The 23469-nt window shown below is 38.5% G+C and carries 21 protein-coding genes; 5 read left to right on the forward strand and 16 right to left on the reverse strand.

The features are described from left to right. Positions 1 to 5: 5 nt before the first annotated feature. The gene (locus BFS30_RS26065; protein WP_069381987.1) at positions 6 to 917 is read right to left on the reverse strand and encodes a glycosyltransferase family 2 protein; all 912 of its coding nucleotides are present in this window, start codon (positions 915 to 917) and stop codon (positions 6 to 8) included. Between the two features lie 68 nt (positions 918 to 985). Continuing rightward, positions 986 to 2593, reverse strand: a complete 1608-nt coding sequence (locus BFS30_RS26070) for a hypothetical protein (protein WP_069381988.1) — start codon at positions 2591 to 2593, stop codon at positions 986 to 988. 466 nt (positions 2594 to 3059) lie between these two features. Between BFS30_RS26070 and BFS30_RS26075 the strand changes: the two genes are divergently transcribed. Continuing rightward, positions 3060 to 4445 (forward strand): hypothetical protein, encoded by a 1386-nt coding sequence (locus BFS30_RS26075; RefSeq protein WP_157263061.1) that lies wholly within the window; start codon positions 3060 to 3062, stop codon positions 4443 to 4445. A 96-nt stretch (positions 4446 to 4541) separates the two neighbouring features. Then, entirely contained in the window at positions 4542 to 5885 is a 1344-nt protein-coding gene (locus BFS30_RS26080) for an oligosaccharide flippase family protein (RefSeq protein WP_069381990.1), read from the forward strand. Positions 5886 to 5889: 4 nt separating this feature from the next. Here the strand turns inward: BFS30_RS26080 and BFS30_RS26085 are convergent, their stop codons facing one another. From BFS30_RS26085 to BFS30_RS26150, 14 genes are all read right to left on the reverse strand, one after another. Continuing rightward, positions 5890 to 7578 carry a GMC family oxidoreductase gene (locus BFS30_RS26085; protein WP_157263062.1) on the reverse strand — a complete coding sequence of 563 codons (1689 nt, stop codon included), beginning with the start codon at positions 7576 to 7578 and terminating at the stop codon, positions 5890 to 5892. Positions 7579 to 7590: 12 nt separating this feature from the next. Beyond that, a complete protein-coding gene (locus BFS30_RS26090; protein WP_069381992.1) occupies positions 7591 to 8163 on the reverse strand; it encodes a gluconate 2-dehydrogenase subunit 3 family protein in 573 nt (190 codons plus the stop codon). 12 nt (positions 8164 to 8175) lie between these two features. Continuing rightward, positions 8176 to 9195, reverse strand: a complete 1020-nt coding sequence (locus BFS30_RS26095) for an acyltransferase family protein (RefSeq protein ID WP_069381993.1) — start codon at positions 9193 to 9195, stop codon at positions 8176 to 8178. Next, a complete protein-coding gene (locus BFS30_RS26100) occupies positions 9192 to 10322 on the reverse strand; it encodes a glycosyltransferase (protein ID WP_069381994.1) in 1131 nt (376 codons plus the stop codon). Before BFS30_RS26100 ends, BFS30_RS26095 begins: the two co-directional genes overlap by 4 nt. A 12-nt stretch (positions 10323 to 10334) precedes the next feature. Continuing rightward, positions 10335 to 11489 (reverse strand): glycosyltransferase, encoded by a 1155-nt coding sequence (locus BFS30_RS26105; protein ID WP_069381995.1) that lies wholly within the window; start codon positions 11487 to 11489, stop codon positions 10335 to 10337. A 42-nt stretch (positions 11490 to 11531) separates the two neighbouring features. Further along, positions 11532 to 12725, reverse strand: a complete 1194-nt coding sequence (locus BFS30_RS26110) for a glycosyltransferase (protein ID WP_069381996.1) — start codon at positions 12723 to 12725, stop codon at positions 11532 to 11534. A gap of 129 nt (positions 12726 to 12854) precedes the next feature. Continuing rightward, a complete protein-coding gene (locus tag BFS30_RS26115; RefSeq protein ID WP_069381997.1) occupies positions 12855 to 14300 on the reverse strand; it encodes an O-antigen ligase family protein in 1446 nt (481 codons plus the stop codon). Positions 14301 to 14336: 36 nt separating this feature from the next. Then, positions 14337 to 16508 carry an exopolysaccharide transport family protein gene (locus BFS30_RS26120; RefSeq protein ID WP_069381998.1) on the reverse strand — a complete coding sequence of 724 codons (2172 nt, stop codon included), beginning with the start codon at positions 16506 to 16508 and terminating at the stop codon, positions 14337 to 14339. 23 nt (positions 16509 to 16531) lie between these two features. Further along, on the reverse strand, positions 16532 to 17212 hold the full coding sequence (locus BFS30_RS26125) for a TolC family protein (RefSeq protein WP_069381999.1): 681 nt from the start codon (positions 17210 to 17212) through the stop codon (positions 16532 to 16534). A 32-nt stretch (positions 17213 to 17244) separates the two neighbouring features. Continuing rightward, positions 17245 to 18321 carry a sugar transferase gene (locus tag BFS30_RS26130; RefSeq protein ID WP_069382000.1) on the reverse strand — a complete coding sequence of 359 codons (1077 nt, stop codon included), beginning with the start codon at positions 18319 to 18321 and terminating at the stop codon, positions 17245 to 17247. Beyond that, positions 18318 to 18824 carry a response regulator gene (locus tag BFS30_RS26135; RefSeq protein WP_237028668.1) on the reverse strand — a complete coding sequence of 169 codons (507 nt, stop codon included), beginning with the start codon at positions 18822 to 18824 and terminating at the stop codon, positions 18318 to 18320. Before BFS30_RS26135 ends, BFS30_RS26130 begins: the two co-directional genes overlap by 4 nt. An 83-nt stretch (positions 18825 to 18907) precedes the next feature. Next, entirely contained in the window at positions 18908 to 19279 is a 372-nt protein-coding gene (locus BFS30_RS26140) for a hypothetical protein (RefSeq protein ID WP_069382001.1), read from the reverse strand. Between the two features lie 428 nt (positions 19280 to 19707). Next, on the reverse strand, positions 19708 to 20190 hold the full coding sequence (locus BFS30_RS26145; RefSeq protein ID WP_069382002.1) for a YMGG-like glycine zipper-containing protein: 483 nt from the start codon (positions 20188 to 20190) through the stop codon (positions 19708 to 19710). A 55-nt stretch (positions 20191 to 20245) separates the two neighbouring features. Beyond that, positions 20246 to 20485, reverse strand: coding sequence for a hypothetical protein (locus BFS30_RS26150; RefSeq protein WP_069382003.1), 240 nt, complete (start codon positions 20483 to 20485; stop codon positions 20246 to 20248). A gap of 175 nt (positions 20486 to 20660) precedes the next feature. On the opposite strand from BFS30_RS26150, the gene BFS30_RS26155 reads away from it, so the two are divergent. The 3 genes from BFS30_RS26155 to BFS30_RS26165 all read left to right on the forward strand — a co-directional run bounded on the left by BFS30_RS26155 (position 20661) and on the right by BFS30_RS26165 (position 23231). Further along, positions 20661 to 20867 carry a cold-shock protein gene (locus tag BFS30_RS26155; RefSeq protein ID WP_062548063.1) on the forward strand — a complete coding sequence of 69 codons (207 nt, stop codon included), beginning with the start codon at positions 20661 to 20663 and terminating at the stop codon, positions 20865 to 20867. A gap of 83 nt (positions 20868 to 20950) precedes the next feature. Next, positions 20951 to 21802: an SDR family oxidoreductase gene (locus BFS30_RS26160; protein ID WP_069382004.1), complete on the forward strand. Its 852-nt coding sequence runs from the start codon at positions 20951 to 20953 to the stop codon at positions 21800 to 21802. A 37-nt stretch (positions 21803 to 21839) separates the two neighbouring features. Next, positions 21840 to 23231, forward strand: coding sequence for an MBL fold metallo-hydrolase (locus BFS30_RS26165; RefSeq protein ID WP_069382005.1), 1392 nt, complete (start codon positions 21840 to 21842; stop codon positions 23229 to 23231). Positions 23232 to 23469 lie beyond the last annotated feature (238 nt).

Below are 23469 nucleotides of genomic sequence, written 5' to 3' on the forward strand. Positions count from 1 at the left end.
ATCTATTAGATTTTAAAACCGAGTTTACTGCTATTTTTTGAGTTGGTTAAATTCCACCAAAGACCTTTAATAACCCCCTTTATCAAGTCTGCACGACCTTTAAGCAAATAAAGGACCACTTGTCGGCTGCTGGCCAGAAAAATATAATAGATGCTGAACAAAAGGGTATTGAGAAGCCCGGTATTCCTTCTGATAAAAAGCATCCTGTTACGGGTCATAAAATAAGTTTTGATACTACTTTCTTTTCCAACGCTGATAGATTCCTTATGATAAACTTTGGCTTTTCCGGTAAACCAGATCTTTTTTCCTGCTTTTTTAAACTGTTCACACCAGTCCAGCTCTTCATAATATAGAAAAAAATGCTCGGCCATTAATCCAACTCTATCCAGATCCGATCTCCGGCACATCATTGCGGCTCCATGGCAATATCCGGTTTCTACACTAACCTGATCATATTGCCCCTGATCTTCGTCCATACTCCCGATCCCCTTATTCCTGCACAGGAGATAATTCATTTCTGTGAACCCGGCATATTGTATAATATTTGGCTGATCAAAATATAAAATCAATGGAGAAACCATTCCGATTTCCGGGTTTGAATCCAGTTCTCCCTTCAAAACCGGGATCAGATGCGCAGTGATTTCGGTATCGTTGTTAAGGAATAAGAGATACGCTCCTTTTGATGCCCTGACGCCAAGGTTGTTTCCCCCTGCAAATCCCAGATTTGCTTCCGATCGGATATAGATCAATCCCGGAAACTCCTCCTTAAAACGGGCTCCATGGTCTTCCCGACTGCCATTATCAACTACTATAACTTCCAGGGATTCCTGATCAGCATGTTTTTTTATTGATTTCAGAAGGTCCAGGGTTACTTCAGGCTGATTAAAATTGACCGTGATAATGGAAGTAAGTTTCATGTATCGTAAAAGTAGTGTTTACAGTTATAAAATTCAGCATATTATTTCGAGGCAGGCGAAACGGGATTTTATAGAGCCTGAACAAATACAGGGGTTTCGGTTACCTTGATTTTCAAGATTCCACCCGATGTAGCGACCTTCTTTTGTTCCACCTGATCAGCACCTGGTTTTAAAGAGAAGATCATGGCATTTTTTGCACCTTTGAGGTCCAGTTCGTAGTCTTCTGTTCTACCTACTTCATCCGGAACAACCAAAGCGTACATTTCTTTTTTATTGAGATGATAAACATCTACAAATGGATCCTGATTAAGGGTATGTGAATAACGATATTCTCCCATTAGCTTACCTAGTTGCAATAGATAATCTGCTGCAGGCCTACGGCTATCCAGGTTAAGAAGTCCCGAGGCACCGAATGGATTGCCAGAGTTTGCTCCCGGTTCATCGCTATCAAAAAGCTGATAAAAGAAAATCCTGCTAACCCCGTGTCTTGCATACAATAAAGAAGACCTCACAATCCAGTCGGCCTGCGTAAGCTGGGCCGATTTTGAACCAATTGGAATTGCGCGTTGAATACTTTGTTCCCTCAGGTCATATCCCAGTTCAGTAGACCAGACTTCCACATTTGGCGGACCAAGTGTTCTTGCCAGGTCAACAAAAGAATCTGCAATTTTCCCCATGTTATTTAATTCCGGAGCCATTCCCCGCTTTTTACTTGAAAACTTCGAAAACCAGCTGGTATTGTCGTTCGAATACATATGGTAATTAATGATGTCAAAACACAGGTTGACACTCCCATCTGCCCTGTATCCCCTGTTCTTCTTACACCATTCCACCATATCCTTTACAAAGTTGACGTCAGGTTTTGCAATTCCCCCCATAGCAACCTTAATTGAAGGGTCTGCATTTTTAACCCCTACACCTTTACCCATAGTACCTTTATGTCCATCATAAAACGCAGAAAGGCTCGCGGCAAACTCAGCTGGTGAGAACTGAGCGCGTTTCCCCTTCCACCACTTATCCGGTTCATTATTACATTCTATATATTTGATTACGCCCATACCTATCCTAACCACATTCACCCCATCTTCATTCCAGCGCTCTTTTCCATTAACCTTAACTAACGAAGAATCAATATGTTTGTTAGAACCATAACGCGCGGCGAACTGGAAGCCCAGTTTGGCCATGTCTATATAAGAACCGGGCTGCTCACGGGCTGCTCCTTTAAACAGCGGCAGGTTGTCCATATCCCGTTCTCCTTCCGGATAGGTATTATACATCCAATCGGGAGTATTTTTAATACAAGGCAATATTTCAATCCCTTCTGCTTTACTCCTGGTATAGATGGTGTCGTAATTCCAGCCTCCTTTATGCGTAGGATTGTAAGTATAGTTTCCCTGAGTAGTTTCCAGTTTGTCCCAATCTATATAATGTCTGACCCCGCTAAATGATTTAATCATATTCATTTTAGGTTCATAAATTTTATTACCCGGCCCCTTGCCAGTTGCATCTCCGAGGAAGTCCCACTCGTGACCATTTACTCCCAACAGGTATTTAAACTTTACACCATCAGCATTTTTGTTTCCGGCTTGCGTAAATTTAGCATCAGAGGTGCAGGCGCAAATAAAAACAGAACTAAGAAAGATCAGAAATTTATGAAATGAGATCTTAACATTCATAACGTCGAATTTAATTTTATATCACAGTATTGTAGCTTGCGAAGATAATGCAATTAAAACTAATATAAGAAGAATAGCCAGGTAAAAAGCCGCTTACAAAGCGCCTGGAACACAAAGATTAATACCCTTAAAAACAGACAGATACACATTTAGTTATAAACTTTTCCCTGGTCGTATCTCCCTCTATAAATTGACAAAAACGGCATAGTAATTGTTTTCATTTTGAGGCGGATTTTCAGAAAAAAAACAACCACATATGGAAAATAATCCCCAATTCTCCCCACTATTTTTCAGAAAAACAGTTTGATTCTTATTTTTTTTATTTATCATTGTTTGATTTTTAGTAAATAACGTATATAGGGATATTTTTTTGAAGGCAAATTGCCTGCTTTACAGGGCATTTGAGACATTCATTACTACTGAAAATAATAAGATATTTTTTGTTACTACATGCTATTTAATTAGAATGATGCGCCGATTTACCATATTATTAACAGCCTCTCTTAGCTTTTTTCTGTTGGTGTCCTGCAAAAAAAGCAATATCGGAACCGACATTCCCGAAATCACGAACCCTATTCCCGTACCTCCAACTGATACTGTAACCACTCCAATAGTAGTAGGCAGAGTGATTCCCATTGGTTTGGGTTCAGGAAATCTGGCAATAGATGGCAATACGCTTGGGATCTTACCCAATGATCAGATTCTCATTAAAGGAGGTACTTATACCAATATCAACATTAAAAATGTACGCACTGCGGACGGTTCCCGTGTCTATATTAAAAATGATGGCTTAGTAGAAATATCCGGAACAGGAAGCCAGATGCGTTTATCTAATTTAAACAATGTGACCATCTCAGGAGATGGAACAAAAACCATCAGCAAAGGATTTTCTTTCAGAAATCTTAGCAACCGCGCTGTTCAAATGGATGGCAATATTGACAATTTCACATTTCAACATGCCTATTTCGAAAATATAAGTGACTATGTTATTGCTTATAACTCGAACAGGGTATATAACGGAAGCCAGGACTCCTATGCTAAGCGGTTAAAATTCAGCCAACTGGAAAGCAAGAATACGGCGTCTTTAATTTATTTCCCGGCTGCAGTGAATTCAGGAGGAATTATAGGTCTGGTTAAAAATCTTGAAATCTCTTATATCGTATTCAGTAATTCCCCATCAGTTTCTTCTGTGGTGAACCTTGGGGCTGCTGAAGATTATGACATCCATCATAACGTGATTAAAAACATCAATACGCTAAATAATAATCACAATGGAATTTTCCAGTTGAATGGAAATGGCAAATTTCATAATAACCTGATTAGAGATCATCAAGGTAATGCCGTAAGGTCCTGGCTCTTTAGTGTTGGCTCTGCGACAAAAGAAGTTCAGATATATAACAATATTGTATTCAACTCCAGAAAATATTCCGGATTCGAAGTGCAGGGCTTTAGTAATCTTGTTGTTCCGGGTATAACCAGTTTTGCCAATGCAAAAGTTTTCAATAATACCTGCGGAAGTCTTAACATGAGCAAAGATTGGGTCGGGGTTGTGGTAGATGTTTATGATTTAAAAGGTGGCCAATGTGAAGTGTTTAATAACCTGGGCTATAACTTCCCTACTCCAAGTAATAATAATATGATCTGGAGCCAGCAATCGGCTATTCCGGCTATCGCCAGCAATAACCTGTATTTCGCTGATTATTCGCGTGCAGGCCTCAGAGATGAGGTGAAATTCGAATTATCTACGACTTCTTCTGCCAAGAATGCAGCGATAACAAATAAACTGGTGCTGACTGAAGATTATTATGGAAATAAAAGGGGAGCAAAATACTCTGTTGGAGCCGTAGAATAACTCCTTTTTTTAGATTTTTTTTGTTCTATCTTTAGTCATCGTTTAAACGGGATTTAGGCATAGCTATTGCTTAACCGGGAAGTATAAAACTCATAGATGAAGCTGAAGAATTTTTTCAAATCACTAAACAACAAATATGTATTATCTCTCTTAGGAAACGGCGTAATGTCTATCATTGGCATGGTCATCTCCATCATCCTAAGAAGGGTATTTTCCCTGGAGGAAATGGGGATCTGGCTCCTGTTCTTTAGTGTAATTCTATTAGTAGACACCTTCCGGACCGGTTTTTTAACCACTGCATTTATTAAGTTTTTTGCCGGAGCTGAAGAACAGAAAGCGAGAGAAATTGTGGGTTCTACCTGGTATCTGGCCATTCTGATCACCGGCGTACTCCTCCTTCTGAATATCCCCGCTTATTTCATTTCTTTTCACGTTGAAAATTTAGGAGTGTCTTTATTCTTAAGATGGTTTGGCCTTGCTTATGTCTTGTCTCTTCCCTTTTTTGTGACCTCCTGTATTCTCCAGGCGAAGCAGAGGTTTGACCAATTGTTGTTTATTCGCCTTTTCAACCAGGGATCCTTCGTTGTATTTATCTTACTATTTATCTTTTTTAAGAGAATAAATATCACGACAGTGATCTATTCCTACCTTTTATCCAATGCTGTTTCCAGTTTTATTTCCGTCCTGAGAGGTTGGTCCATGATCAATGATGTCAGACTAAAAACTAAAGAAACCATCGCTACCATTTATCATTTTGGAAAATTCAGCGTAGGGACAAATATCAGTGCAACGCTTTTGGGAACTGCAGATTCCCTGATTATCAATTTTGTGATGGGGCCAGCCGCCCTTGCCATTTATGATGCCGGGATCAAGTTCATACAATTTATTGAAATCCCGTTGAGAAGTTTTGCAGCTACCGCCATGCCGGCACTATCTACCGCGTTTAACAACAACAAACGTATGGAGGTGATCGACATTACCAAAAAATACATTGGTATGGTTACAATTGCGATCGTCCCTATTACGCTGGGGACGTTGATTTTTGCCGATTATGCCATTCTGATTTTAGGAGGCGAGAAATATGTGCATACCATTGCCCCGAATATTCTAAGAATTGTGATGATTATTGCCTTATTTTATCCTGCAGACCGTTTTCTGGCCCTTACACTCGACGTAATCCACAAACCAAAAATTAACTTTTATAAGGTCATGCTAATGGTTGTCGTTACCGTAGTAACAGATTTTGCCGGTATTTATCTGACCAATAGTTTATATGGAGTAATTACGGCAACCATTTTCCCAACCCTTACCGCAATACTGATTGGATACTACGCCCTGCAGAAGAACTACGAGAAATTTGGATTCTGGGATATTTTCTCTTCAGGATACCTGGAAATGAAGTACTTTTTAAGTAGCCAGTACAAAAAATATTTCCGTTAAAATTTTAAAGATTTCCTTTTTTCAATTCATTGAAAGCAAAGTCACACGCCCTGGCAGTTAATGCCATATAGGTCAGCGACGGATTCTGACAAGCTGAAGAAGTCATACAGCTACCATCGGTGACGAATACGTTTTTCACGTCATGAAGCTGGTTATTTCCATTAAGCGCTGAACTCCTGGGATCATGGCCCATTCTCACTGTTCCCATTTCATGAACTGTAGAACCCGGCACTTTATTGTAATTAAAAACCTCTATATCTTTAAATCCCGCCTTATCAAGAATTTCTTCAGAGCTAGCACAAATATCATCCATCATTTTCTTTTCATTTTCCTGATAGGAGAAGTCGATCTTTACCAGAGGAAGCCCCCATTGATCCTTCTGATCTTTATCCAGGGCTATCTTATTATCAAAATAAGGCAGGCACTCCCCCCATCCTGCCATCCAGACCGTCCAAGGACCAGGATTGCTTAATTTTTCCTTGAATGATTTACCGAAACCGGCCTCATGAGCAGTAGTATCCATCCACTCCCTGCGCTCACCATGTCCCTGTAAGTTATAACCACGTAAAAAATTCATCTTTTCTCTTCCCGGCAGATTCCGGTATCGGGGAACAAGAAAGCCGCAAGGTCTGCGACCTTTATAATACATATCCGAAAATCCGTCATGCTTTCCTGATGCCCCGGCAGATGAATGATGGTCCATCAGATGATGGCCTATCTGACCACTGTCGTTTCCAAAACCCTCCGAAAACCGATCAGACTTTGAATTTAAAAGAATGGATGCAGTACCAATCGTAGAGGCATTCAAAAAGACAATTCTTGCTGAAAACTCATAAACCTCTTTCGTCATGGCATCAATGACCCGAACACCTTTTGCTTTTTGTTTATCGGCGTCATATAGTATCTCTGAAACAATTGAAAAGGGTCTCAATGTCAAATTACCAGTGGCCATTGCCGCAGGGATCGTCGAACTGTTACTGCTAAAATAACCACCAAAAGGACATCCTCTGGAACATAAATTACGGTATTGGCAAGGGCCCCTGTTATCCCATCCCCGGGTTAAATTAGCCACTCTGGCGATAGTCAGCAATTTATGTTCATCATTTTTCCGGATAGACTGAGCTAGGTGTTTTTCGATGCAGTTCAACTCCATTCCAGGTAAAAAATTACCGTCAGGCAAATGGCTCAATCCTTCATTTGTCCCACTGACGCCAATGAAAGACTCTACATGATCATACCAGGGAGCAATATCTTTATAACGAATAGGCCAGTCAACAGCTATACCCTCTTTAGCATTCGCTTCAAAATCAAGATCAGACAAGCGGTAACATTGTCGCCCCCAAGTTAACGATCTCCCACCAACCTGATAACCTCTCACCCAATTAAATGCATTATTCTGGATATATGGATGTTCCTCATCCTTAACAAAATACATCTTATCGCCCTCATCATAGAAACCACTCTGAACCGGACTATTCAACTGATCCTCCCGGGTATTTAATAAACGATGATCGAAATCCCAGGGATTAAGGTTTGCACTTTTATAATCCTGAATATGCTTCACATCCCTCCCTCTTTCCAGCAGTAAGGTTTTTAAGCCCTTCTTACACAATTCCATCGCCGCCCAACCTCCGCTAATACCGGAGCCAATAACGATTGCATCATAAGTTCTATCCCCTTTGTTATCCCTCATGTTCATTTTAGTTTATTTTGTTGCCCATGATTTCTGACCCTCCCGAAGAGGGATACAGGAGTGGTAAACCGATGGTATATAATCATAATTCAGTCCCTTTGTTGCACCCGCCATAGAAGTACAATAACCGATCACTGTATATTGTTTAAGTATTGAAAAAAAAGTATCCCCCATAATTTTTCTTCTTACCTTTTTCATAAAGGTATTTACATATTCTGTATTCGCTTCAAAATGAGCCAATGTTTCTTCTTTCTCCTTGGCATTACATGCTTTAAAATCTCTCCCGTAGCGATCCTGGGTATATTTCTTTAAATCTGCCAGTCCGTCAATAAAGCTCCTTTGATTTTTAGGTTCCAGGCAATCAGTTACGGCTTTAATTACAAAGTGATGCGCCCCCACATCTCTGGCACCTGGAGTTTCTGTTCTGGGGATGATGACTTCTGCCAATTCTGCGATCAGCTCAATATCAAGTTTCAGATCAGCTAGGTCAGGTGCATGCGTAAACTGATACCATTTGGATACAGAAAAAAAAGAAATACCAATACCTGCGAATAGTCCAGTTACGATTGCTTTACGCCTGTTCATCTGCAGGAAAATTTACTTGTTCCGCTTTTCATTATACTGATAAATTAAATTTATAAAATTAGTATACCAATACGCAAATACATAACATAAAATAAAACACATAAAAAGCACTGCCGATAGTGGAACTGAAAGTTTCAGGCTATCAATCACATACAATCCTGTAGTGATTACCAATACATGAATTAAATACAATCCGTAAGATATTCTTCCGGTAAACAGAAAAAAATCATTGACAAATTTAATGCTGAAATTATAGATCAGGACCGCCAGGCCGGTATAACCAACTAATGCAGGAATATCATTGAATAAACGGCCTACCTGACCTCCTTTGAAAGCCAGAAAGGCATAAGTCATCAATCCTGCCCCTGTAAATATCAACAAGTACAGATAATTAAACTTTCGGTTCAAAAAGCTTTTATCTTTCCATCTCGCCATAGCCATCCCCAACATAAATTCCCACATAAACTGAAGAAAAAAACTATTCCATGTCCTCAGATCAGATTTTTCCATCAGAAACACAAAAATGCTCCATAAGATACTAATTATAAACCCAATAAAAATGAACCATTTACCAGGAATTCTATTCAACAATTTCAGCAGGAAAGGAAAAACCAGGTAAAACTGAATAATGGTGGAAATAAACCATAACTGATGACCATAACTGATAGTGATGTCATTATCAAACATCTTATAAAAGAAAACATGGCCAAAAAAAGCATACCAGGAAGGATCATCAAATAAAGGAGTAAATAAACACAGTCCTGCCGATAAACATACGATCAGGATATAAGGAATATATATTTTATCAAACCGCTTCTTCAGGAAATCGAGGTAGCTGATTTCTTTGTTTCCTGAAGACAAAGCCAGACCGAAGCCCGATACCAGAAAAAAGGTATGAATACCCGTTCCACCAAAAAAAATGGCCTTATCAAAAGGTTGTGGTAAAGTGAAATATTGTAAAATATGAAAAATAACAATGGTGAATATAGAATATCCTTTCAGGAAATCAATCAATACAAATCTCTCTTTCATAATGACTTGTCAGTTTTTATTTTCTTATATAGGTCTTCTATCTGTAAGGTCATTTTTGAAATGCTGTAATCTTTCTTTACCGCTATTTCCGCTTGTTTCGCCAGCTCCACCCGGAATTCTTTTTCCGCAGCCAGCCTAATGATGGCATTCGCCAGGCCTTCGGCATCTTTTGGTTCAATAAGCAGTCCATTTAACTGATCGTCGATTACTTCTTTTGTCCCGTTAACGGCACTCGAAATGGTTGCTTTTCTCATCGCCATTGCTTCAAGCAGGCCAATAGGCAAACCCTCCCATAAGGAGGGCAGGCAATAAACATCAAAGATATTTAAGAGCTCAGGTATATCCTGCCTGAATCCTCCAAAAATTAATTTATGGCCTACCTTCAGCTGATTCGCTAATTCCACTGACTGAGCTTTCAGATCCCCATCACCTATCATTAAATATTTTATATTTAAATCATCCGGAACTTTGGCAACAGCCTCAATAAATGTAAAGGGATCTTTTTGTGCAGTAATACGGGCAATATATCCTACGATCAGGCTTTCCTCATTAATATCAAAACTTGCCCTGAGATTTTTGAAAGGAAAGTCTGCGTTAAATTTGGAAAAGTTAATTCCATTTTTAATAACCACTGCGCGATCCATATTAAAATTAGATTTCCCCTCTGCCAGATTATTCGCTGAAACGCAAATTGTCGCATCTGCCTTTCCTACCAGAAAACGTTCGGAAAGTATTCTCATCTTCTTAACCAGCGCATGCTGATTGGGATGAAATGACCAGCCATGAACAGTATAAATAATTGGAATCCCCAATTTCTTTGCCCCCCAGAAAGTATTCGACTGTGCACGGGTACCATGTGCATGCAATAAATCTATCCTCTCCTCCACCATCAGCTGTTTCACTTTCTTCCACACACTAATATTAAAAGGTTTTTCTGTGAGGATGACATGGGTTTTAATACCCAGTTTGTTGAGTTCAGTGATTAAAGGTCCATCTGTAAATGCAAGTACAACCGATTCAAAATCGGCTTTATTCAATTCCTGAACCAGGTCCAGAACATGAGTCTCCCCTCCTCCAATTTTCCCCTGTCTGATCGCATGAAGTACCTTCATCTTTCTACTATTCATAAACGTTTGATATTAGGGATTTTCCTCCACATGTTTTGTGGCTACAGACAATTTATTTGCCTTTCTTACTTTGGTAAATGCCAGTATCTGATAAAAAATAAATTTTGGAATTCCTTTTAATGACTGATAGATCTTTTCATCCGCTTTAAAATAAGACAGGGCTCTAAAGAATACAAAAAGGAAGAGAATGCCTGTACCCAGCCAAAAAAACAGCATATAAGGCAGGATAAATATATCAATCAAAAAACAGGTTCCTGAAAACAAGATCAACAGAAACAATGGCGGCCTCAATAATAAGATACTAAAGAGAAAACCGTTGAGGTTGAGCTTTGATAGGGAACTTACCAATAATTTTGTACCCAGAAAGAAAAACTTAAACCAGGTATTGATCCATCTCGCTCTTTGTTTAACCAGCTGATCAGATTTTGCTGTTTTCTCATCATAAACGACTGCTGCTTCTGAAAAAGCAATTCTGTGCCCTCTTTTGATAATCTCAAATTGAAGAATTTTATCAAAACCAGCTCCCATCAGTTGCTGATCAGCCAGACAGTTTTTATAAAGATCTAGCGTAAAAGCCATTCCTGAGCCAGCCAGAGAAGCCGATGAACCAGATTCAAATAATAATTTCCGGTCTACGTACCTATAATAAATATCTCCCGCCTCATCAAGTGCAGCATAAGTAGTATTGATCTTTTTCGCCCTACGGACACCTTGAACAGCCTGAAATCCAGCATCAAAAACCCGATTCAATGCTTTAAGGTAGTTTTTATCCACCAGATTATCACTATCTATAATGGTAATCCGGTCATGAGCTCTTTTGAAGTTATTGATCGCATAAAAATGAGATTTCACATTACTGGCCAGTACTTCCGGAGGCCTCAATAAGACAACTCTCTCATCAGTAAAATGAAGGTTAGAGATGTCACAATTATCAGCAATAATATAAATCAGGTAATTTTCATAATCCAGGTCCAGAATTGAACTGGCCACAGATTCCAGTAAACCAGTTTCCTCATAAGCTGTAACAATAATCGCATAGTCAGCAGAATCATCTGAAACTTTTTCAACTGATTTTCTTTTTCCCGACAATTTAGCTGCAATAAATAACAGGAAGGGGAATAAAAAATTAAAACCTAAAATAACCTGTAACACTGTCCAGACGATCATATTTGTTTACCTTGATAATTAAATTGTGTACCTGTAAGGGCATTAACGATCCAATGCCTTTACTATATATTGAAAGATACTTTTAACACTATTTTCCCAGGTATGGGTAGCAGCAAAAGCTTTTCTCTCTTGTTTGAGTTCAGGAGAATTCTCCCTAAGCGCCTGAGCAATTAATTCTACATATCCCTCTTTGTCTTTTGCCAGATAAACATGTGGTTTGAAAATCTCCATTGCTCTTGTTTCCGTCGCTACTACCGGTTTTCCTACTGCCAGATACTCATCAATTTTCCTCGGATAATTACCTATGGTAAGTTCATTAACCATTTGAGGATTGATGCATACATCAAATGAACTGATATATTTCAGCAATTCATCTTGTGGTTTAAGCCCGGTAAACACTACATTTTTAAGCGAATGAAGTTTACTTCGTTTAAATTTTTCATCCTCAGGCCCAACCAGCATAATTGTCCAGTCTGGCTGCGCCATAGCGATGTATTCTATCAGTTCTACATCCAGACGGATGCTTTGCAAAGCGCCTACATATCCGATTACCGACCCGAAACTTTCCTGATATTCAAGGGGCTTGGGCAATGCTTTTTCCGAACTAAAGTTGTCCAGATCACAGCCTTGCCCAACATAATAAGACTCCCGGTTATACTGTTGACAATAATCTGAAAGGTAGGTGGAGTTTGCCAGACAAAGATCGTATTTGGCAATCATCATTGGCTCCAGTCTCACACCATGCTTTTTCCAATACGGAGTGGCTAGAATATAGTCCCTGGAATAATAAACTGAAAGTCTGGGAGCCAGCAGGCTATTCAAATAAAAACATTTGATGATCTCGTTATCATTAAACAGGACAAAATCCTTAAAGTTAAGTGAATTGACCGCCTTTAATATAGATTTGTGAAATCTCCTGTTATTGATCTTATTAATAAAATCAAACAGAAATGCAGAATTCAGCCAATTGATGGATTCCACAATGCAATCCGGATAATAAGTCCAAAGATTCTCTTTGATGCTGATCAATCCCGTTTCCTTTCCCTGGATTACCTTCAGTCTTTTCTGACTACTTTCCAGCTTCCTTTCTCTTATTGAGGTAATCCGGTCAAGAGGCGAATTTACATACAGCACCTGGTGATACCGACTAAGTTCCAAAGCAATGTCTTTGCAATTGCTTCCTATCTCAGTATCCCAGGGTTGTTGTCCAATAATTATAATATTTAGCTTTTGCATATATGATCAGATAAGTATCTTGTATCCGCCTTTAAGTTTTTTTCTTGTAATAATTTATACCGGCAAAAAATCCGATAATCAGACAGATAATTCCTGGAATTGCAAATATTTCGAATGGCATACCTCAGTTTAATTTGTGATTACTTGGTTTATACTTTCTTCCTTCTCTTTGTCTAACCGAGGTCCTAAGTAAACAAAGGCCCAGGATACATATAATATTAACGCCGTAGGCATTGTATTCATCACTTCATTTCCATAGCTACAGACGAAAACCCCCACTGTTCCCGAAGTCAGTGCAATGAGTTTTACCCTCAACCTGTCGTCCTTTATCTTCCATACAATTCCACAACATTTACCGACGATATACATCATTATGCCAAACCAAATGACAAAACCTATGATTCCATACATCACCCACACTTTCACCCAATAGCTGTCTGGCTCAATGGTAGAAAGGAATTTATCTTTATTATACTCCTTCCCCCAGGTACCGATTACACCAAGTCCACCTCCAAACGGTCTTGAGCTTAAGTACTCTTTGAGGATTAGTTGATTGGTAAACCTCACATTCAGAGATGGGTCCGTAGGATCCAATGCCGTTCTTAGCCGAAAAATCTGGTAATTTCCGTTTCCAATGGTAGTAAATTTCAAAAAACCGAGAAAGGCAACGGCAAACATCCCGCCCAACAGCAACACCTTAAAATTTTTACTTAAAAATAAAGCAAAAAAACCACCCGCCACCAGCGCAAACAATGCTCCCCTGGTACCGGAGATCAGCATTCCATAAAACAATATAAAAGCAGCTATTCCAAGCAAAACACGCTTCCACCATAAGAATGGGCCTAGTGCCAATATAAATGCGATTAAACAAATGTGTGCCTGAGAGGCGCCAAACTGCCCCGCATCACTATAGAAGGAAAAAACCCTGAGTTTGCCCCAGAGTAAGTGTGTTTGGGCAGCCCCGTTATCAAGAAACTGCTGTTCTCCAGAGGTTAATCCTACAAATAGCTGCCGCATTCCATAAAAAGTTCCCGCCACAGAAATGATAATGATCAGTGCCAGAAAATGATTCAGGTCTTTTTTGCGATTCAATATCACAAAGCTTAAAGGCACAATCATAATAAAATAAAGTGCGGAACTTCTGATTTCCTGAACCCAGCCTCTCACACTTGCTCCCGCCGGATTAATCACTTCGATCAGACTGATCATAAACCAGAATAACGCCAGGAAAACCAGATCATTATTAGCAAGTTTCCAGTTTACCCTGTTACTATTAAAAAAGACAGAACACCAGACCAGCAGAATCATCACTTCCACTCCAATCCCAAACGGAATGCTGGAGCTGATTTCCCGATACAGAAAAATCACCATAAAACAGAAAGCAAACATGCCGTAAAAAGCGAACTTTATCTCCCTTACGGTGATCAGCAGATAGATGATTCCCAAAAAGGTTACGGTAAGCATAATCGGAACGATCACCCCAAAACGGACCGCCAGGAAAGCAACAGCCAGTGAGAAAATAATCCCAATTGTCAATAAAACGAAATTACTGCTTTCTCGCAACCAGACTTTCATAAAAAGAGTATCGGTTTATAGGAACAGAGAAGACACTTATAAAGGGGCCTTCTCATTCAATTCTTTGATTTTCACTTTGTTCAAAACCCATCCGGCGAATCCTTCATGATTTCGGATGTAATTTACAAATTCTTTATCATTTTCGTTGATTTCACTCCCCGCTTCAAAGATGGCAATAGAGTGGTCAGTAAAAGATAACCATTCTTTTGCTTTGTTAACAGACCTTAGACTATCAACATCAATCAGGATCAGATCAAACTTCTCTTTTAGATAATCAAAACCTGCTTTTAATACACTTGAGCTTTGAATTTCCAATAAGGAATTGCTTGTAGAGCTCTTGTTCAGGAAGGTAATCAGATCTTCCGTTTTGATTTCTTTCTTTACGAGGAAATTTTCAAAATACTGACTAGTCACCAGGCTTTTTTCATTCTCTGCAGGCTGACGGTTGGTATAGTCGTCACCGATCAATAAGATTTTCTTACCTGTCATTGCAAATGCATACGCGAGCGCAGAAGTAAAGAAAGTCTTTCCTTCGCCGGATTTCACGCTGGTCACCCCCAGGATTTTAGAACCTGAATCAAGGTCCAGTGTTTTAGAAATTTCAAAACGCAAAGAACGCATCAGGTCCTTAAACACAATAAAGTCAGTAACTTTATCATTGTCTCCCCAAATTACACGGGGATCTTTATCTTTCTCCTCAATAAAATTGATATTTCCCAGAACCCTACCAATGTTAAGACCGGAAAGTTGTTTGGTGTTATTTATAGTATGGTCAAGAAGAAACATGGAGAAAATAATCAATAAGCAGAAGGAAAAACTGGAAATACCAGACAATGCCATATAGATTAATTTTTTAGAAGGCTCCGGAGGTCCCGGCAAGCCCATTTGTGCTACCTGAAGCTTTAAACCTATACTCTTTTCTACATTTGATTGGTTGTACCGATTTAATGCATCCATATATTCTTTGGTCGCCACATCTGCATCACGTTCAAAATTCTGAACACCTGCATCAAAAGGTACCATCGTGTTATACTTCGCCTTAAGCTGATTCAATTCTGCGTCAATAGATCTCAGACTATTCTGCGCTAAAGAAACGGCAATCTCCATAGAGTTTTTTTGTTGAATCAGGCTTTGTTTGGTCGCAACCGGATCAGTAATGTTATCATCAGATGATTTCTGCATTTGCTTGGTCAGCAAAGTCTGCAAAGAATCTACTTTACGCTGATCCGATGGTTTAAAACCATTGTCTATATAATTGTTTGAAGCGATCTTAATCTGATTGTTTAACGCGACAATATTGGTATTTTCCTTAACCAGACCTCCACCAAGATATTTTTGGTCCGTTCCATTAAGTTTTCGGTTCAGGTTTGCAATTGCACCCTGGTTTGATTGGATTTCCCGAAGAGCCTGAGATTTACGCTCTTCGTAATCCGTAATCTGCTTATAAATAATTTCGGATTGTTTATCCAGGTTCAGTACACCATTATTGATTTTATAATTCTTTAACTCTGAGTTTTTAGAGTTCATGGCCATTTCTTTCTTTTTGACCAGTGAATCAAGAACCGAAATAGATTTATTCTGGTTGCTTGATACATTTGCACTATAGGTATTGATAAATTCACCTGATAAGGTGTTTACCACAAAAGCCGACAGCAAAGGATTTTCAGATGTATACTCGATATTGATAAAATCACTGTTATCAATTCTGTAAATGCTCAATTTTTTATTGAGGCTGATCTCATCATATCCCATCGATACCAAAAGATCATAAAGTTTATATTTGCCACTATCAACAGTAGTGATGACCTCCTTTTTAAAGAGTTTATCACTATAAAGAGAGATCACATTCTGAAGATCTGTAGCATTTAATTTTTTAATCTCCTCACTGTACTGTTTAAAAGATTCCGGTGCGCTTAACAAATCGTGTAAAATCAGACTATAAGACAGGGTACTCATGGTCTTTTTCATTTTCATCATCTCCATGATGTTGCTGAATTGCTGATTGACCTTAAAGAAATCTGTATTCTGGTTTTCTGAGGCCACCTGTCTGGACTGATCAACCAGACCAGTCGACATCTGTACCTGAGACTTATATTCCTTAGGTAAATTTTTTACCAGAAAAAAGGTAAGTAATAAAGCCACAAGTGGTACCAAAATTAGTACCCACTTATAGCGTAATAAAAGTCTTAAAAATACTTTAAGATCCATAGTTTAGGGATTTTTATAATTGGTTAATTAATCTCGGTAAGTTTTTTACCAATGATTTCCTCCAATGCATCTTTCGCTCTGAAATAGGCAACCTCTGTTAACAGCTTATCAGAATCGGCGGTTGCTGAGTTGATTCTCGACTGGTTAAAGACATCGATAGTTACTTCTCCCTTTGCAAATTTGTATTTTAGGTTCTCAGCAACACTTTTGTTGTCCTGAGCAGCCTGAGTTTTGATTTTAAGTGTACCTTGTTGTTGCAGGTACTCATAATATCTTTTTTTAACTTCATTGACAAGGATCAGGTCATATTCTTCATTCTCCAGTTGAGCCACTTTATATTCGGCTTTTGCTTTTTTTACCATAAAAGGTTTTTGAAGCAATGAACCAACGTTAACGTTTACACCAAACTGAAAGCCGTTTACAGTATAAGGGTTCAAAGGATTCAATGCCGCTTTATCATCAGGTCTGTAAATATAAGACGCATTCAGAATATCAAAGTAAGACATATTAGCAATGGGAACTCCTGTTTTAGCTTTTTCAACATTTGCTTCAAAAATCTTTTTTCTAGGATAGTTTTGTCTTGCAGACTGAATATATTTTTCTAACTGGCCATAATTAATGTCTCCTACTATAGATTCCTGCGCTGACAAGTTCAAATTAAAGATACCTATAATTAAAAAGGTAATAAAAGCTGATTTTTTCATTTTTTTTATGTTTTGTAGATCTTTTAAATAGATTATACTTTCTCCTTCTGGATTAAAGCGGGTATGGTTTTTAGGATGATTTTCAGATCCAGCAGAATAGAATAATTATCAGCATAATAATTATCCAGTTCCTTACGTTCGCGCTCTGACATATCTTTTTGACCTCTTTTACTAATTTGCCATAAGCCTGTCAGACCCGCAGGCCCAAGGAATCGCGTAGACCATTCGTTGGTGGTTAACTGTTCTGCCTCATACAAGGGCAAAGGTCTGTTCCCGACCAAAGACATATCTCCGATAAATACATTGATTAATTGTGGCAGTTCGTCAATACTTGTTTTTCTTAGAAACCCACCCAATCTGGTAATTCTTGGATCATCTTTGAATTTAACAAATGCAGACTTACCGGTTTTGTTCTCCTCATTATTAGCATATTGATTCAGATCGGCCATATCCTTTAGCATCTTATCTGCATCACTGCGCATAGATCTGAATTTATAAAAATCGAATATTTTATAGCCAGCCCCTACCCGCTTGCTCTTGTAAATTACTTTCCCCTTAGATTCCAGTCTGATGAGAATCGCAACAACAATAAACAGTGGCATCAAAAACAACAGCGCAAAGCCCGAAGCTACCATATCAAAAGCCCGTTTAGTCCATGGCAATTGATATTCTACATCAGCTTTCTGTGCGAGCTCCATTAATTTCGGTTTGATTAACTTAAATTTAACTAAAAAATTAAGCCTTTCACAAAAATCTTCCAGTGGAAAAGGATAGGTATAGTAATCATTGACTTTTAGATCCAATGCCATCTTTCTCCAGACTTTGTCTTCTTTAATCCCTAAAAGAACAAGAATGAGTCCCTGCAAAAGTGGATTTTTCTTAATCTCTCTGATCTGTTCGAAACAGTTTTTATTGTCATCAACTTCAATCAAAATGATATCAGGTAATGTTAATAATGACTGCTGATCAAGATAGCGCTTAAAATCCTGCGGGTCATCCATATGCTCCACATTGGTGTCGAACTCCTCAGCAATCACCTCTTTAAGGAGTTTTCCAAAATGCACTATTTTGGCATTTATCTGAGGACGGTTAATGGTCGAAGTTGTCATGCGGTTATGAGTTGAGCAATTTGCGATTTTAGAATTGCAGGATTAAAAGGTTTTTCCAGATAGCTGTCAATCTTGAAAGGCATTTGTTTCACTTTATCCGCCAGATCTTCTGCCCCAGACAATAAGATCACCGGTGTATTTCTGTAAAACCCGCTGATCTTAAGGTTTCTGATTAATGTACTTCCATCGAAGTAAGGCATCATCAGATCAGATATGATCAGATCAGGATCGTTTCCTTCTTCCAGCCAGGCTATAGCTTCGATTCCACTCTTTTTTATGATCAGGTCATAATCAGCCGCCAGGATGAAGCTCAATAGCTTAAGAATACTCAGTTCATCATCTACGATGAGTATGCTTTTTTTATGATCAGGTTTAATTTCCATGTATTCGTTACTGTAATTCTTACGGGAATTCCACAACAAAAACCTATCCAAATAAGGAAAATTCCCCATTTCGGATTCATTTTCGGTCGTCCCATTATTACTGATTCTTTCTGTAAACATAATACTTTTTCTAGTAATCGTCCCTATTCAGCCTCGATCGGTTTACATTTTAGAAATTTCCGAGTTTAGCCCCCTTAATTAACTTATTTTATATTAATAACAAATGTCTTTTTACTTACCTCGCCTGCCTTCAGGTCATTCAGTTCATTACAAACAATACGGCCAAAAGAATCGATTACTAATAACCTGATCTTTTGTTCTTCTTTAGACAACACCTCAGTTTTCAAATCAAAATCTCCGGAGTAGAAAAAAGGAATATCATTGCTTCCCTTATCGATTCCAACATTATATGCCTTGCTATTTACCTCATAATTGATTTCGCAATTTTCACATTCCACCCTTAAAAGCCCTTCTCTTTTAAGAATCACATTAGATATATTATCAAATGAGGCATCCTTTTTACAACTGTATAAGGAAGTCAGAACAACTAGCAATAATAGATATTGAATTCTCATTTTAGGTTATTATTATATCGAGGTAAAGGAAAAAACCAAGCCAATAACAGATATGATAGACGGAAATGTGGATATTAGGGGTTCAACCAAACGTTAAAGCTGTTTAGAAGCTGATTTTTCTTTCTGGTTAATTCCAAAATTTTTCATTCTTTCATTTTACCGGGTAGTTTATTTTCCCAAAATCCACCCCACTGTGGGCAATTTTCTACAATAAAAAAAATGGGGAATGTTGATTTTTGAAGGATTAATTTCCAATTGGGGACTTTCACACCATGCTCTATTCAGAAACAAAGATCTGTATCTTAAAAAGTTCAGTATATATTAAGATAAAAATAGATTTGAACTTAAAATTCCACAAAAAAACCAGGTAAAAAACCCCAATTAAAAGGCTCTTACCTGGCTTTCATGAAAATTTCGGTAATTAAATACTAATTTTTCGGCGTTACTCTTCCGGATTTTCTATCCTGTGCCCTTCCAATCACATAACCTGTACCGGCCCCCACAACTCCACCGATAATCGCACCTCTTCCATCCTTTTTATCAATCAGGACACCGCCTAAGGCACCTGCCCCTGCACCAATAACTGCTCCTTTAGCTGCCTGACTCCAGCCTTTTTTCTTAGCAGGAACTGCAGCTTCTGTGTTAGATGAATTATTTCTATCACTTCTTTCTGCTGCTGCTTCATTCCGTTCGGCCAAAAGAAGCGTTCTTTTTTCTTCTTTAACTTTTTCTTCTTTAACTTTCGCTAATCTTTCTTTCTCCTGAGCATCTGCTCTTTTAAAACTATCTAGTTTCAGACTATCCTTTACCGCAACAATTGCTTGCTGCTTTATCATCGCCTCCTGCTTGGCATTATTTGAACATGCTGATAAGACTATCGCAAATGCCGCTACTGAAAATATCTTTTTCATAACTATAGAATGTTTAGATTAATACATATACACTGTAAAAATGATGCCAAACTCTCTATTTGTCCATTAATGGCGAATTAATGAAAGGTTCATCACGATCATGATCATCGTCCTCACCGTCCGGATTTCCTGAAATCCGGTCATTATCAGTATTCAAATAATTATAAAAAGAGAAATTTTCTGAAGACTGATCCGCATCCAAACCGAGGTTATCCGGCTCTTCATAAGTCCTCTTTTTAGGTCTCTTTTCATTTGCAATTGATCTTATTTTTTCAGGATTCGTCTCTTTGCTCATTTTATCAATTTTAAATCCGACTATACATTAACTTCCTTATACCCTAACAATATACGTTTAAATAGGTTCCAACGGCATTCATCATTAAATATTTAATTCGTTTTTCTTCCTATTTAAAGATTTTGATATTAATATTCTATTCATTATTTTCACATCGAAATATATATATAATAATATGCGTACAACAGGAAAAGTTAAATGGTTTAATTCTGCAAAAGGATTTGGATTTATAACTCCAGAAGATGGAGGAAAAGATATTTTCGTACATTTTTCTGCGATTGCAGGAGATTCATTCAGAGAGTTGAATGAAGGAGACAGCGTAGAATTCGAATTGAATGAAGGAAAAAAAGGTCCTGAAGCATCAAACGTAACAGTTCTTTAGTCTTAATTCATTTCATAAAAGAGGGGTATGTTTAGGCATCACCCCTTTTTTTATTGCAGCCTTTAACCTGGATATACAACAAAATGCCGGAAAGTCCATCCTCGATTCCTCAAAACCATACCATCAGCATCCTTGGTTGCGGATGGTATGGTTTTGAACTTGCCAAACAACTCCTCTCATCAGGTTATCTTGTAAAAGGTTCCAGTACCACAGCAACTAAGCTAACCCTGCTTTCGGAATCTGGAATCCAGCCCTACCTTATAGATTTTCAAGAAGATAAAGCTCATTACGATCCCGATTTCTTTAATACAGATCTGCTGATCATCAACATTCCACCAAAGAGAGTCAGTGGAAAACAAGACTCTTTTTGCAAGAAAATAGAAAGAATTGCCAGTGCAGCACAAAAACAGCAGTTAAAACATATTGTGTTTATCAGCTCCACAGCGGTTTATGGCGATCAAAATCTTGAAATTACAGAGTCTACCCTAACCAATCCGGATACCGCATCTGGAAAAGCCATGCTCGAAGCAGAAAACCTGCTGACCAGCCAAACTGCTTTTACCACCACCATTCTTCGCTTTGCAGGATTAATTGGTCCCGGCCGAAATCCAGGAAGGTTCTTTGCTGGTAAAGACAATATTCCCAACGGACGCGCCCCTGTTAACTTAGTACACCTGCAGGATTGCATAAACTTCAGTATAACCCTGATTAAAAATGCAACATTCGGACCTATATATAATGTCTGCTCACCAGACCATCCGAGCAGACAGGAATTTTATCGCAAAGCCGCTCAGGTATCCGGACTTCCTGTTCCTACGTTTCAGGATGAACTTCTGAAATGGAAGAAGGTATCGACCATACATGTAGCTCCCGGCTTTAACTATACTTACCGGGTTAATAATTTTTCAACATGGATGGATACAGATAAATTATAAAAAATGATAACTTGGCTCCAATAAGGATACCATAGCTATGAAATTGACTATTTGGGGAGCAGCAAGACAGGTAACAGGGAGTATGCACCTGCTGCAATTAGAGGATTATAATATACTGGTCGATTGCGGTCTGGATTATGAAAAAGAAACTTATCAGGAAGAGAACCAGTATTTTCCTTTTGACCCATCCAGCATAGATGTGGTCATCCTGACACATGCACACATTGACCACTCCGGCAATTTACCTACATTAGTCAGAATGGGCTTCGAAGGTCAGGTTCTTTGTACTCCTCCCACAGCAGATCTTACAGAACTACTACTGCTAGATTCTGTCAATATTTTTCTCAGTAAACAGCATAAACCCAAGGGCCGCCGTGGAAGAGGTTCCCATCCCGGACCTCAGCCACTTTATCTCCAAAAGCATGTCATGGATACCGTTGAACGTTTTGTTACGATCGGCTTCCACAGAGATTTTCGCTTAAACGGGAAAGTATCTTTAAAATTCATACCGGTTGGCCATCTCCTGGGTGCAGCTGCGGTCGTACTCACGGTACAGGATCATGGGCTGGAAAAGAAAATCGCTTTTACAGGAGATATTGGCCGGAATAATTATCCGGTACTGGTAAACCCTGAGCCCATTCCTCAGGTAGATTACCTGGTGTCAGAATCCACTTACGGAGGAAAACTACATAGCACGGACGTCAGTCTGGAACAGAAGTTAATCGATACCATCAATGAATCCTGTATCAAATTTCCAGGACGGCTGATCATCCCGGCTTTTAGTATTGGCAGAACTCAATCTCTGGTTTATTCCTTAAACAAAATTTTCAGCCAGGGCCTCCTTCCCTACGTTAAAGTTTTTGTAGATAGCCCGATGGCAGAATTCGCCACTGATATTTACCGCCACCACCATGACCTGGTTAACGATGAAGCAAAAGAATTTTACAAACAAAAAGGAGATGAGTTTGAATTTGAGGCACTTTCTTATGTACACGATAAAAAAGAAAGTTTATCTGTTTCCAATTATCATGAACCGTGTATCATCATCTCCTCTGCCGGAATGCTGGAAGGAGGCAGGATACAAGACCACCTTTATTATAATATTCAGAATTATTATTGTACCATTCTATTCATTGGATATTGTGCAAAAGGAACATTAGGCAACCGCCTCTTGCGTGGTGATCCAATCATCAGGCTCAGAAACCGTGATCTGATGGTTTATGCAAGCATTAAGCAAACTGATCTGTTGAGCGGTCATGGCGATCACAATGATCTGGTTAATATGATAAAACACCAGGACTCCGGACAATTAAAACAGATATTCCTCGTTCATGGTGAAGAGAAGAATACAAATAGCCTGGCTGAAGCACTTATTGATATTGGCTATAAAGTCAGTATTCCGGAAAAGGGAGAAGTGTTTGAATTGTAAACCTGAGCTAGCTCTTCCAATGTTCAATTCTTTCTAAAACCAGGAATTGTAGCAAATACTATACATAAAAATGCCGCATTTATCAAAAAAGATATATTTTATAAATATTCTGGAACATCTATTAACATACTGATTATTAGTTAATTCTGATTTATTTTCCATCAACAATAGCTTTGGCAAGGTTATTACAAGGAGGTTAGCAGTTCAGTAGAGTAACTGGATGCACATATATCTAATT

It is taken from the genome of Pedobacter steynii (assembly GCF_001721645.1).
GTDB lineage: Bacteria > Bacteroidota > Bacteroidia > Sphingobacteriales > Sphingobacteriaceae > Pedobacter > Pedobacter steynii_A.

Bases quoted from the DNA above. Each gene is read 5' to 3' on its own strand.
- BFS30_RS26065 (WP_069381987.1), bottom strand. From the start codon at position 917: ATGAAACTTACTTCCATTATCACGGTCAATTTTAATCAGCCTGAAGTA.
- BFS30_RS26070 (WP_069381988.1), bottom strand. From the start codon at position 2,593: ATGAATGTTAAGATCTCATTTCATAAATTTCTGATCTTTCTTAGTTCT.
- BFS30_RS26075 (WP_157263061.1), top strand. From the start codon at position 3,060: ATGATGCGCCGATTTACCATATTATTAACAGCCTCTCTTAGCTTTTTT.
- BFS30_RS26080 (WP_069381990.1), top strand. From the start codon at position 4,542: ATGAAGCTGAAGAATTTTTTCAAATCACTAAACAACAAATATGTATTA.
- BFS30_RS26085 (WP_157263062.1), bottom strand. From the start codon at position 7,578: ATGAGGGATAACAAAGGGGATAGAACTTATGATGCAATCGTTATTGGC.
- BFS30_RS26090 (WP_069381992.1), bottom strand. From the start codon at position 8,163: ATGAACAGGCGTAAAGCAATCGTAACTGGACTATTCGCAGGTATTGGT.
- BFS30_RS26095 (WP_069381993.1), bottom strand. From the start codon at position 9,195: ATGAAAGAGAGATTTGTATTGATTGATTTCCTGAAAGGATATTCTATA.
- BFS30_RS26100 (WP_069381994.1), bottom strand. From the start codon at position 10,322: ATGAATAGTAGAAAGATGAAGGTACTTCATGCGATCAGACAGGGGAAA.
- BFS30_RS26105 (WP_069381995.1), bottom strand. From the start codon at position 11,489: ATGATCGTCTGGACAGTGTTACAGGTTATTTTAGGTTTTAATTTTTTA.
- BFS30_RS26110 (WP_069381996.1), bottom strand. From the start codon at position 12,725: ATGCAAAAGCTAAATATTATAATTATTGGACAACAACCCTGGGATACT.
- BFS30_RS26115 (WP_069381997.1), bottom strand. From the start codon at position 14,300: ATGAAAGTCTGGTTGCGAGAAAGCAGTAATTTCGTTTTATTGACAATT.
- BFS30_RS26120 (WP_069381998.1), bottom strand. From the start codon at position 16,508: ATGGATCTTAAAGTATTTTTAAGACTTTTATTACGCTATAAGTGGGTA.
- BFS30_RS26125 (WP_069381999.1), bottom strand. From the start codon at position 17,212: ATGAAAAAATCAGCTTTTATTACCTTTTTAATTATAGGTATCTTTAAT.
- BFS30_RS26130 (WP_069382000.1), bottom strand. From the start codon at position 18,321: ATGACAACTTCGACCATTAACCGTCCTCAGATAAATGCCAAAATAGTG.
- BFS30_RS26135 (WP_237028668.1), bottom strand. From the start codon at position 18,824: ATGTTTACAGAAAGAATCAGTAATAATGGGACGACCGAAAATGAATCC.
- BFS30_RS26140 (WP_069382001.1), bottom strand. From the start codon at position 19,279: ATGAGAATTCAATATCTATTATTGCTAGTTGTTCTGACTTCCTTATAC.
- BFS30_RS26145 (WP_069382002.1), bottom strand. From the start codon at position 20,190: ATGAAAAAGATATTTTCAGTAGCGGCATTTGCGATAGTCTTATCAGCA.
- BFS30_RS26150 (WP_069382003.1), bottom strand. From the start codon at position 20,485: ATGAGCAAAGAGACGAATCCTGAAAAAATAAGATCAATTGCAAATGAA.
- BFS30_RS26155 (WP_062548063.1), top strand. From the start codon at position 20,661: ATGCGTACAACAGGAAAAGTTAAATGGTTTAATTCTGCAAAAGGATTT.
- BFS30_RS26160 (WP_069382004.1), top strand. From the start codon at position 20,951: ATGCCGGAAAGTCCATCCTCGATTCCTCAAAACCATACCATCAGCATC.
- BFS30_RS26165 (WP_069382005.1), top strand. From the start codon at position 21,840: ATGAAATTGACTATTTGGGGAGCAGCAAGACAGGTAACAGGGAGTATG.